This is a genomic window from Streptomyces sp. NBC_01689 (assembly GCF_036250675.1).
Taxonomy (GTDB): domain Bacteria; phylum Actinomycetota; class Actinomycetes; order Streptomycetales; family Streptomycetaceae; genus Streptomyces.
Map to the genome: position 1 here is coordinate 5,884,154 of NZ_CP109592.1, position 11,031 is coordinate 5,895,184.

General features: G+C 72.8%; 9 protein-coding genes. 3 read left to right on the plus strand and 6 right to left on the minus strand.

What is annotated here, in order from left to right; translation table 11 throughout:
* Positions 1-244: 244 nt before the first annotated feature.
* Entirely contained in the window at positions 245-1,564 is a 1,320-nt protein-coding gene (locus OG776_RS25125) for an LCP family protein (RefSeq protein ID WP_148008713.1), read from the minus strand.
* Positions 1,565-1,888: 324 nt separating this feature from the next.
* Positions 1,889-2,659, minus strand: coding sequence for a TIGR03089 family protein (locus OG776_RS25130; RefSeq protein ID WP_148008712.1), 771 nt, complete (start codon positions 2,657-2,659; stop codon positions 1,889-1,891).
* 128 nt (positions 2,660-2,787) lie between these two features.
* Here OG776_RS25130 and OG776_RS25135 point away from each other — a divergent pair, with 128 nt between their 5' ends.
* The gene (locus OG776_RS25135) at positions 2,788-4,149 is read left to right on the plus strand and encodes a peptidoglycan recognition protein family protein (protein ID WP_148008711.1); all 1,362 of its coding nucleotides are present in this window, start codon (positions 2,788-2,790) and stop codon (positions 4,147-4,149) included.
* A 161-nt stretch (positions 4,150-4,310) separates the two neighbouring features.
* Positions 4,311-5,393, plus strand: coding sequence for a nucleotidyltransferase family protein (locus OG776_RS25140; protein WP_148008710.1), 1,083 nt, complete (start codon positions 4,311-4,313; stop codon positions 5,391-5,393).
* Positions 5,394-5,835: 442 nt separating this feature from the next.
* Here the strand turns inward: OG776_RS25140 and OG776_RS25145 are convergent, their stop codons facing one another.
* The 4 genes from OG776_RS25145 to OG776_RS25160 all read right to left on the minus strand — a co-directional run bounded on the left by OG776_RS25145 (position 5,836) and on the right by OG776_RS25160 (position 9,979).
* Positions 5,836-6,849, minus strand: coding sequence for a DNA-3-methyladenine glycosylase family protein (locus tag OG776_RS25145; protein ID WP_329322558.1), 1,014 nt, complete (start codon positions 6,847-6,849; stop codon positions 5,836-5,838).
* A gap of 119 nt (positions 6,850-6,968) precedes the next feature.
* Positions 6,969-8,276 (minus strand): coenzyme F420-0:L-glutamate ligase, encoded by a 1,308-nt coding sequence (locus OG776_RS25150; RefSeq protein WP_329323760.1) that lies wholly within the window; start codon positions 8,274-8,276, stop codon positions 6,969-6,971.
* 206 nt (positions 8,277-8,482) lie between these two features.
* The gene (cofD, locus tag OG776_RS25155) at positions 8,483-9,448 is read right to left on the minus strand and encodes a 2-phospho-L-lactate transferase (protein WP_148008709.1); all 966 of its coding nucleotides are present in this window, start codon (positions 9,446-9,448) and stop codon (positions 8,483-8,485) included.
* Between the two features lie 42 nt (positions 9,449-9,490).
* Complete coding sequence (locus OG776_RS25160; protein ID WP_148008708.1) at positions 9,491-9,979, minus strand: cysteine dioxygenase; 489 nt, start codon at positions 9,977-9,979, stop codon at positions 9,491-9,493.
* A gap of 735 nt (positions 9,980-10,714) precedes the next feature.
* Between OG776_RS25160 and OG776_RS25165 the strand changes: the two genes are divergently transcribed.
* The gene (locus tag OG776_RS25165) at positions 10,715-10,978 is read left to right on the plus strand and encodes a WhiB family transcriptional regulator (RefSeq protein WP_003975777.1); all 264 of its coding nucleotides are present in this window, start codon (positions 10,715-10,717) and stop codon (positions 10,976-10,978) included.
* Positions 10,979-11,031 lie beyond the last annotated feature (53 nt).

Genomic DNA, 11,031 nt, shown 5'->3' on the forward strand with positions numbered 1-11,031 from the left:
TTGTCTGAGTCCTCCGTCGGGGCCACGCGGCGCCCTTCCCCCTCAAGGCGCTCGGGTCTCTCGGTCAAACAGTGCGCGACCGCCAGGACGGACCTCGAGGCCGGGTGCACCGGATCGCTCACACTATCTGCCCAGTTCAGTGCCGAGCGACGGCGGTGACAAATTCCACTCGCCTACAACTGGGCAATCCGCCCTATTTCTCAGGGACTTCTTAGCTCAGCAGTTCCCGTCCTTGGCGCACGCTTTACCCGCAGGCGTCCTCGGCCGCCGTGTTTCCCCGGAAAGTTGGAGCGGGGGGAGGGGTGCCGACGGGGGAGAGAGCCTGTTCGAGCGGCCACTTCGTGTCGCCGTCCGACTCCTCTTCGTAGTCGAATGCGGCGTCGTACGCGCCTTCCCCGCGCCCCCCGAACGAGTTCCGCGCGGGAACCGGACGGCCCGTCGCCGCATTTCCGTTCTTCCCTCCGGAATCACCGGGAAGGCCACCGGGGGACCCCTTCGGAAGACCCTTGGCGACGGCCACCGGAGTGTCCGAACGCAGCCGCGCGAAGAGCTGCGCGGCCTCCGGCTCGATGAGTTGGTCGCGATTGGCGTTGTACGCGTACGTCGTCCGGGGCACTGTCAGGAATTGCACCCGTTCCGTGGGAATGTCGCGCATGCCGCGCACCAGCTCGTACAGGCCGCGCAGGCTGGCGAGATCGGGGTCGGTGGTGAGCGAGGAGGTGGCCGCGTCGAGGACGGGATAGAGCTTCGTCGGATTCAGCAGGACGTCGTTGCTGCGCACCTTGTTGACGAGCGCGCCCAGGAACCGCTGCTGGCGGTCCATGCGGTCGGTGTCGCTGCCGTTGCCGATGCTCTTGCGGGCGCGCACGTAGCCGAGGGCCTGTTCGCCGTTGAGCGTCACCTCGCCCGCGGGCAGCCGCAGCTTGGCGTCCTTGTCGTCGATGGGCTGCTTCAGGCAGACCTGGACGCCGTCCACGGCGTCGACCATGTCCTTGAAGCCGTGGAAGTCGACGACCATGTGGTGGTCGACCCGGATCTCCGTGAGCTTCTCGACGGTCCGGATCGTGCAGGCCGAACCGCCCACCTCGAACGCGGAGTTGAACATCGCGAAGGCCGGGGAGCTGCGGGTGCCGTCCGGGCGGCGGCAGTCCGGCAGGTGCACCATCAGGTCGCGGGGGAGCGAGACGGCGGTCGCGCTGTGCCGGTTGGCGGCCAGGTGCAGCAGGATCGTGGTGTCGGACCGCTCGGTCCCGGAGTCACGGCCGTACTTCCGGTTCCCCTTCCCCGAGCGTGAGTCCGAGCCGATCAGCAGGATGTTCTGCGCGCCCCGCACGAGCGCGGTGGGCCGTTCCTTCTCGTACCGCGCGAGCTCGGCGGCCGCGTCGTCGTCCGCCGTGATGTTCCCGTTCAGCTTCTCGTACACGGCCCATCCGGCCCCGCTCGCGGCCAGCACGAAGACGGCGAGCCCCAGGGACGAGTTGCGCAGCCACAGCCGCCGGCGCCGCCGGGCGAGCCCGGCACCGGTGGCCGACGCCCCCGCTCCCGGCCCTGCGCTGACGGTCACGTCGGGAAACCCCCTCCTGGCGTACGGGCCTGTCGCACTGCGGTGTTCCTACGACCATGGCCCGCCCGCCCCCCGAAGACGTCCCGCTGGTAGCCCGAACGGGCGACACCCCCGCGGGCCCGCACCGGGGGCGCCCTGCCCGGGGCGCGCGGGGAACGGGGTGCTCGGCCGCACGCGGCCGGTGCGGGGCAGCCGGGCCCGGTCCGCGTACGGCCCGCGGCGCCGGCTCCGCGGCCGGGTTCACGGGTGGCGGCCTTCCCGGGGCGCGGGGAGCGGGGCGCTCAGCCACCCGCGGCCCTCACGGGAAATCCCCCCGTACCTCTCCTACTCCCCGGCCGGGCCCCCGCGGACCGTGGTCACCCGCTCGCTCTCCACCCGCTTGGCAAGCCCCTCCGCGTCGGCCCGCTCCAGATGCCGGCACAGCACCACGGACGCCCCGGTCGACAGCGGCGCGTACAGCCCCGCGCTCAGCCCCTCCCACGTGTCGTACGGGAGCCCCGACAGAATCCGCGAACCGGGCCCGGTCAGTCCGAGCGCGGGTGCCGCGGACCGGGCCCGCTCGACGACCTCGGACCCGGTGTACTCCGCCCCCGCGACGATCAGCGCCGGCTCGTCCGGGTCGACCGGTGCGTACGGTGCGAAGCGGTCCCCCTGGCCGGGCACCTCCACCGCGTAGTCGGCGAAGCCCTCCGGGGGCTGCGGGAAGCGCCCCCCGAGCGGCCGCAGCGCGAGCGCGACCCGCTCCCCGGAGCAGGCGCGGGCCGCCTCCAGCGTGTCCGGCCCGCTGACCACGAGGTCGGCCGCGGCGGGATCGCCGCCCACGTCCGCGACCACCCCCACCGACGAACACGCCAGCAGCCACACCGCCGTCTGCCAGTGCGCGGGCAGCAGCAGCGCCAGCCGGTCGCCGGGTTCGGCGGACAGCTCGCCCTGGAGCAGGTTGGCGGTCTTGGCCACCCAATTGGCGAAGGTGGCCACGGACAATTCGACACGTTCACCCGTGGCGTCGTCGTAGAAGGTGACCAGTGGGCGTGCGGGGTCCGCGGCGAGCGCGGATCGCAGCAGGTCGGCAGGGGTGCGATCGGTGGCGTTCACGCGCAGAAGCGTACGCGGGCCCCGCGTGCGGGACGGACCGGCCGTGCCACCGGTTCGGCCGAGCGCGGCAGACTGGCCGTCACCTCACCGATGGACAGATATGTACGCCTATGTCCACGATCAGGGGCATGCGTGGATTCCTTGCTTCCTCGGTCGGCGTCACCTGCGCGGCCGCTCTCGCCCTTCCGCCGGCCCTGTCCGCCCCGGCACAGGCCGCGCCCCAGGCGGCGAAGACCGAGCCCGCCGCCCCGGGCAGCACCCGATCCCTCCCGCTCGTCCCGCTCGGCGACGACCGGAGCCTCGGCGCCGCCGCGCCCGAACAGGGCGTCACCAGACGGTCCGTACGGTCGTTCTCGCTCGTCGGCGTGGTCTGGGACGACCCCGGCACCGAACTGCGCGGCCGCGTCCAGGTCCGCACCCGCGCCTCCGGAACCACCCACTGGACCGGCTGGCAGGACATCGAGACGCACAACCACGAGCACGGAGCCGACCCCGGCAGCGCCGAGAGCGGCTCGGGCCGGGTGCGCGGCTCCACGGCGCCGCTGTGGGTCGGTGCCTCCGACGGCGTCGAGGTACGCGTCCAGGCGTCGGTGGACGAACGCTCGACCTCCGCCGGGGAACCGCCGCTCCCCAGGGGCATGCACCTCGAACTGGTCGACCCCGGGGGAGCGTCCACGGCGGCCGGCCGCACCGTCGGGCCGGGCGTCGGGGCCACCGCCGAGAACGCCGCCGCGGCCGCCGGGGCCACCGCGGCCTCCTACGAGGCGTCCGCCGCCAACGCGGCGCTCGCCCCGCTCGGCGCCACCGAGATCCCGGCGCTGTCCAAGGCCCGTACCGAGCAGGAGTACCGTGCCGCCCAGCCCGGCGCGCCGCGTGCGAAGCCCTACATCGGCGCCCGCCCGCGCATCGTCACCCGGCGCGGCTGGGGCGCGAACGAGAGTCTGCGCGAGCGCGGCTTCGTGTACACCAAAAAGGTGAAGGCCGCCTTCGTGCACCACACGGCGTCCGGCAACAACTACCGCTGTTCGCAGGCCCCTTCGGTCATCCGGAGCATCTACCGCTATCACGTGGTGAGCAGCGGCTGGCGTGACATCGGCTACAACTTCCTCGTCGACAAGTGCGGAACCGTCTACGAAGGCCGGGCCGGAGGCGTGGCGAAGCCCGTCATGGGCGCCCACACCCTCGGTTTCAACAGCAACACGATGGGAATCGCCGTCCTCGGCACCTTCGCCGACGCCCGGCCGGCCGCCGCCGCGCTGAACGCGGTCGCACGGCTCACGGCGTGGAAGCTCGGTGTCTACGGGGTCAATCCGCGCGGCAAGACATACCTGAAGTCCGGCGGTGGCAATCTCTACCGAAAGGGAAAGAACGTACGACTCAACGTGATCTCCGGCCATCGGGACGGGTTCGCCACGGAGTGCCCGGGGCGGCTCCTGTACGGAAAGCTCGGCTCGGCCCGGACGACCGCGGCCCGCTACCAGGGCCGCTGAGCGGGCAGGAGGCCGTCACCTGGCGACACGTCCGGCGACCCGGCCGACTCCCCGGCCGTCGAGGGAACCGCGCCGCCGTCGACGACGCCATCGAACGGACTGCATACACTGACCGGCCGGAACACCCTTCGGCCGGTCCCGGCAGGAAGCAGAGACGACAGGTGACAGAAGCGATCCTCCTGGTCGGTGGCAGAGGCACCCGGCTGCGCCCGCTGACGGTGAACACCCCGAAACCGATGGTTCCGGCGGCCGGGGTGCCCTTTCTCACGCACCAGCTGGCGCGGGCGAGAGCGGCGGGCGTCGAGCACATCGTCCTGGCGACCTCGTACCTGGCCGAGGTCTTCGAGCCGTACTTCGGTGACGGCTCGGCGCTGGGTCTGCACATCGAGTACGTCACGGAGGAGGAACCCCTCGGCACGGGCGGCGCGATCCGTAACGTCGCCGCCCGTCTGCACTCCGGCCCGGACGAGCCGGTCCTGATCTTCAACGGTGACATCCTGACCGGGCTGGACATCCGGGCGCTGGTCGCGACGCACGAGTCGACGGGCGCGGACGTGTCCCTGCACCTGACCCGGGTCGACGATCCCCGCGCGTACGGGCTGGTCCCGACGGACCCCTCGGGCCGGGTGACCGCCTTCCTGGAGAAGCCCCAGACACCCGCCGAGATCGTCACCGACCAGATCAACGCGGGGGCGTACGTCTTCCGCCGCTCCGTCATCGACTCCATCCCGGCGGGCCGTCCGGTCTCGGTGGAGCGCGAGACGTTCCCGGAACTGCTGGCCACCGGAGCCCATCTGCAGGGCATGGTGGACTCGACGTACTGGCTGGATCTGGGCACCCCCCAGGCCTTCGTACGGGGCTCCGCGGACCTGGTCCTCGGCCGTGCCCCCTCGCCGGCCGTCCCGGGCCGCTGCGGCGACCGGCTGGTCCTGCCCACGGCCCGGGTCGCCCCGGACGCCAAACTGACCGGCGGCACGGTCGTCTGTGAGGGCGCGCAGGTGGGCGAGGGCGCGCGGGTCATGGGCAGCACCATCCTGTCCGGCGCCGTCGTCGAACCCGGCGCCGTCATCACCGACTCCCTGGTGGGAGCCCGCGCCCGCATCGGCGAACGCACCGTTCTCTCCGGCACGGTCGTCGGCGACGGCGCGGTGATCGGCCCGGACAACGAACTCCGCGAGGGCGTCCGCATCTGGTGCGAGGCCCACATCCCCGCGGGAGCCCTCCGCTTCTCCTCGGACCAGTGACCCGCATCTCCGGCCCGCCCGGCGTTCGGGGGCGAGTTTCCGGAGTGGTTCGGCGGGGGCGCGCATCTTCCGCCCGTCCGGTGTTCGGGGGCGAATTTCCGGAGTGGTTCGGCGAGGGCGTGCATCTCCGGCCCGTCCGGCGTCCGAGGACGAGCCCTTCGGCCGACGGCGGGGCGCCCGCACTCTCAGCCTGTCCGGCGTCCGAGGACGCGCTTCTGGAGTGGTGAAGCGCAGGCCCGCATGTCCAGCCCGTCCGGCGTTTGAGGACGAGCCCTTCGGGCGATGCGGGGGTCCAGGGGGCGGCAGCCCCTTGGCGGGGCGCGGGGGCGGAGCCCCGCAGGGGGTCCGGGGGCGCAGCCCCCGGGCGGGCTCCGGGGCGCAGCCCCGGGGATGGGACGGGTAGGGGCGGCGGGGGCGAAACCACCCCCCGACCGCCCCCGCGTCACAACCGCCCGATATCCCCCCGCGGCATCCGCGGCACCCTCCGCGCAGGCGACCGCCCCGACAACAGAATCAACCGAGCCGCCCGATGCCGCTGCCCGGCATACGGCTCCAGCAACGCCAGCATCACCGCATCGTCCGCATCCCGGTCCCCCGCCAGCGCGTACCCCACGATCCCCGGCAGATGAAGATCCCCGACCGTCACCGCGTCCGCCGCCCCATGACTGCGCTGCACGGTCTCCGCCGACGTCCACGGCCCGATCCCGGACACCAGCTCCAGCCGCGCCTGCGCCCCCTCCGCCTCCATGCCCATCGCCTCCTCGAGCCGCGCGGCGACCCGTACGGCCCGCAGGATCGTCGAAGCCCGCTTGTCGTCGACTCCGGCGCGATGCCACTCCCAGGAGGGGATCAGAGCCCAGGTCCGGGGCTCCGGCATGACGTACATCCGCTCCGGCGCGGGCCCCGGCGCCGGCTCCCCGAACTTCCGTACGAGCAGCCGCCACGCCCGATAGGCCTCGTCCGTCGTGACCTTCTGCTCCAGCACGGAGGGGATGAGCGACTCCAGGACCAGCCCGGTGCGGGTCAGCCGCAATCCCGGCCGCCGGTGCCGCGTCGCCGCGACCAGCCGGTGCCGGGGCTCGAAGGCGGCGGGATCGTCCGACGCGCCGAGCAGGTCCGGAAGCTGTTCGAGGAGCCATCGCGCACCCGGCCCCCACGCCTCGGCCCGTACCGCCCCGTCCCGGACCGCGACCCGCAGCGTCCCGGCCCCGGCGGGCGTCCGGCTGGCACGCCACACGGACCCGTCCGGTGTGGCGCGGAAGGTCGGGTCGCCGGGCCCCCGGCGCAGCGGTCCGAGCACCAGACCGAGATCGAGCGGACCGGGCGGTGTCCAGATCCGTCCGAGTCCAGGCCCGGTGGCCTGGCGCGGGAGGCCGGCGCGGACGCCCGTGGGCACGTCGACATGCCCGCCGCGCACGGTCGTACGCGTCGGCCGGGGGGTGAATCGTCCAGCCACGGAAGGGGTCCTCGGGGTGCTCGGGTCGCCCTACGAGGGTAGGCGCTCCCGGCACGGGGGACACGGGAGTCGCCCCAGGTGCCCGGGGATCGCGGTCCCCGCACGGCGCGCCGCGCGGGTCACCGCACCTCGACGAACGTCCCCGCGTCCCGGCCGGGGCGCTCCTTGGGCGCCTCGGCCGCGTGTCCGACGGCGACGGCCCCCATAGGGTCCCAGTCGTCCGGCAGTTCCAGCACGTCCCGTACGACGTCGCGGCAGAACATCGTCGAGGACACCCAGGCGGAGCCCAGCCGCTCCCCGGCGAGCGCGACGAGGAAGTTCTGCACTCCCGCGCCCATGGCGACGACGAACATCTCACGTTCCGCCGCGTCCCGGCGCGCGTCGCCGTACGGATGGGAGCCGTCCGTCACCAGGCACGGCACCACCAGGTAGGGCGCGTTGCGCAGCACGTCACCGCGCCGCACCCGCCGGGCGATCGACTCCTCGCTCTTCCCGTCCCCGCGCAGATCCTCGATCCACGCCTCCCGCATGGCGTCGAGCAGCCGCGTCCGCGACCGGGCGGACTCCAGCAGCACGAACCGCCAGGGCGTGGTGTGGTGCGGGGCGGGTGCGGTCACCGCGGCGGCGACCGCACGCCGCACGGCGCCGGGGTCGACGGGCTCGTCGGTGAAGGCCCGTACGGTACGCCGCTGGGTCACCGCCTCCCGCACGGCCTCCGAGGTGCCCAGCCGGAACATGTCGTCGCGCGCGTCCCTCACCAGGGGGCGCGTCCCCGCGCCGCCGTCCTCGGCCACCACGTGGGGCAGACCGCGCACGACGGCGACGGGCAGCCCGGAGGCCTTGCCCTTGACCAGGTCACCGGCGCCGGCCAGCTCGTCGGCGGTGGCGACGACGGTCGCGCTCAGCGGGTTGCCGTGCGCGTCGGCGCCGCCGCGCAGGTCGTCCAGGACGCGGACGCCCGCGGCGCCGATGGCGACATCGGTGAGCCCGGCGCGCCAGGGGCGCCCGAAGGTGTCGGTGATCACGACGCCGACGTCCACCCCGAGGGCGTCCCGCAGGCCGTCCCGGATGGTCCGTGCGGACGCGTCGGGGTCCTCGGGCAGCAGCAGGACGGTGCCGGCCGGCGTGTTCGAGGCGTCGACCCCGGCGGCGGCCATCACGAGCCCCTGCCGGTTCTCGACGATCCGGAGGGCGCCGCGGCGCGCGACGACCCGTACGGTCTCGGCGTCGATGGCGGCCTCCCGGTCGGCGGCCGCCACCTGGCGCCCCTCGGCCTTGGAGACGATCTTCGAGGTGACGAGCAGGACGTCCCCGTCGGCCAGCCCGGCGCCGGCCCCGGCGATGATCTTGGCGAGGTCGTCGCCCCGGTGGACCTCCGGAAGGCCGGGCAGGGCCCAGACCCGGTACCCGGCGGCGCCGTCGTCCACGCCGGTACGCGTCGCCCCGCCACCCGTGTCCCCCGTACGGCCCGCGGTGCCGTCGGTACGGCCCGTGCCGTCCGTACCGCCCGCGTCACGCGCGTGGCCCGTATCGCGCACGGTGTCGTCCGTACGGCCCGTGTCGCCTGTACGGCCCGTGCCGTCCGTCGGCCCGAGGCCGTCCGCGGCTCCCCCGCTCCCGACTCGTCCGCCGCTCACGCGCCCCGCACCTCCTCCGCCAGCGTCAGCGCCTCCTGGGCCATCCGTGCGGCGGCGTCGAGGTCGGACATCATCAGCGGTACGGCGCGGCAGCGGATGCCGGCCGCCTCCACACGCTCCACGGCGGACGCGTCGACCGTGTCGACGAGCCAGCCGTCCAGGAGTCCAGAGCCGTAGTGCTCGGCGACCGCGGCCGCGGTCGACTCCACGCCGACCGCCGCGAGCACCTTGTCGGCCATGCCCCGCACGGGCGCGTCGCCGACGATGGGGGACAGGCCCACCACGGGCACGCCCGCGTCCGCGATGGCCTCCCGGATGCCGGGCACGGCGAGGATGGTGCCGACGGACACGACCGGGTTGGACGGCGGGAAGAGGATCACGTCCGCCTCCGCGATCGCCTCCAGGACCCCGGGCGCGGGCTTGGCCTGCTCGGCGCCGACCGGCACGACGGCCTCGGCCGCCACGGAGGCGCGCAGCCGTACCCAGTACTCCTGGAAGTGGATCACCTTGCGCTCGCCGCTGTCCGGCAGCGTGACGGCGACATGGGTCTCGACGCGGTCGTCGGACATGGGGATCAGCCGGACGCCCGGCTTCCACCGGTCGCACAGGGCTTCCGTGACCGCGCTGAGCGGATAGCCCGCGCTCAGCATCTGCGTCCGCACGATGTGCGTGGCGAAGTCGCGGTCGCCGAGCCCGAACCACTCGGGCCCGGCCCCGTACGCGGCGAGCTCCTCCTTGAGATGGAAGGTCTCGTCGGTCCGGCCCCAGCCCTGTTCCTCGTTGATGCCGCCGCCGAGGGTGTACATCACCGTGTCGAGGTCCGGGCAGACCTTCAGCCCGAAGAGGTGGATGTCGTCCCCGGTGTTGCCGATGACCGTGATGTCCGCTTCGGGCGAGGCCCGCTGGAGACCACGAAGGAACCGGGCACCACCGATGCCGCCTGCCAGAACCACAATGCGCATGGTGTCCAGTCTCGCAGGCGGCTACGACAAGGTGTGAGTCGGTTACTGGACCTCGGCGACGGCGCAGCGCGCCGCGTGCATCGGCATCTCGGTGAGGCCGGGGTGGTAGACGTGCAGGCTGACGGCCGGTTCGAGGGAGTCGTTGACGACCTCATGGGCGTAACCGGGCGCGAAGACCCGCTGCGCGCCCGCCCCCAGCGCGCGCGTGCCCCGGTCGGTGCGCTCCGTCAACACGCCGTCCAGGACGGTGAGTACGCCGGAGGAGGCACCGTGGTCGTGCAGCCCGCTGCCCTGTCCGGGCACCCATGACAGCAGCCACACCTCGTAGCCGGGCCCGGTCTGCAGCCGGTGGTACCAGCGGGAGGTGGCGTCGTACCGCACGAGGTGTTCCCACCGGGAGCGGTCGGCGGAGACGGCGCGGGCGAGTCCCACGAAGTCGGCCACGGTGACGGGGTGCTCGCGCGGCGGCTGGAGCAGGTGCGGGACTTCGAGGATGTCGCCGGCGATCTGGAGGTCGCTGTCGCTGTTCATGGGTGCGGTGGTTTCCTCGGCGGAGAGTGCGGGAGACCCCCGGTCCGGACGGAGCCGGGACGTGGGGGAGGGCCGTGGCGTCCGGGTCGCGGACGGGGAGAGGTGCCCTGGTGCGGGCGTTCGCCCCGGGAGGGGGCGGGGATTCGCCTCAGTGGCGGCGAGGCAGCCGGAGCGCGATGAGGCTCAACAGCTGGAACAGCGGCAACAGCTTCGGCGAGCGAGGGCAGCACCCTGGGACCCGGCGGTGCGGGTCGAGGTGCGTGCCAAGTTCGCGAGCATGCCCACCAGCACACCGGTTCACACTCGAGCTGTCAACTTCATGTCCGGTATGTGGGAGATGTTTCACCTCATCCGGTTCATCTGAGAGGTGAAAGGTTTGCTCAGGAGTCGCCCCGGACACATGGCGCACAACCGGGCGCGCAAACCTCGGCGCGATCCTGTGATCCAAATGTGATCCGGTTCGCTTCGGGGTCGCGCGTCGGAACGAGATCGAACTTCTGGACGTCCTTCCCTGTAGCGGGTCGGTGGTCCGGTCGGACCCTTGAGGCTGTCATGGTTTATGCCGATTTGAACACTTTCCGCATAGCCTTGGTTCCGCAGAGTGAATAAGGGGCCCAATAGCAGATCTCGGCTTGACTGGCCCGGATCGGCACACTTGTAATTTCACTCGTGTCGTTCAGCCGAAAACGGTAACGACAGCATCACGGGGACGCGAAAGACAGACGAGGGGCGCACATGACCGAGCTGGTGCAGCAACTGCTGGTCGACGACGCGGACGAGGAACTCGGCTGGCAGGAGCGCGCGCTGTGCGCCCAGACCGACCCCGAGTCCTTCTTCCCCGAGAAGGGCGGCTCCACCCGCGAGGCCAAGAAGGTCTGTCTCGCCTGTGAGGTCCGCTCGGAGTGCCTTGAATACGCGCTCGCCAACGACGAGCGGTTCGGCATCTGGGGCGGTCTGTCCGAGCGCGAGCGGCGCCGTCTGAAGAAGGCCGCCGTCTGACCGCGCGCCACACCGCCCGAAGCGAACCGCCGTCCGACCGAACGGCGCACACC

Excerpts from the sequence above, each read along its gene's own strand:
- OG776_RS25165 (WP_003975777.1), top strand. The coding sequence starts at position 10,715 with ATGACCGAGCTGGTGCAGCAACTGCTGGTCGACGACGCGGACGAGGAA.
- OG776_RS25135 (WP_148008711.1), top strand. The coding sequence starts at position 2,788 with ATGCGTGGATTCCTTGCTTCCTCGGTCGGCGTCACCTGCGCGGCCGCT.
- cofD (WP_148008709.1), bottom strand. The coding sequence starts at position 9,448 with ATGCGCATTGTGGTTCTGGCAGGCGGCATCGGTGGTGCCCGGTTCCTT.
- OG776_RS25160 (WP_148008708.1), bottom strand. The coding sequence starts at position 9,979 with ATGAACAGCGACAGCGACCTCCAGATCGCCGGCGACATCCTCGAAGTC.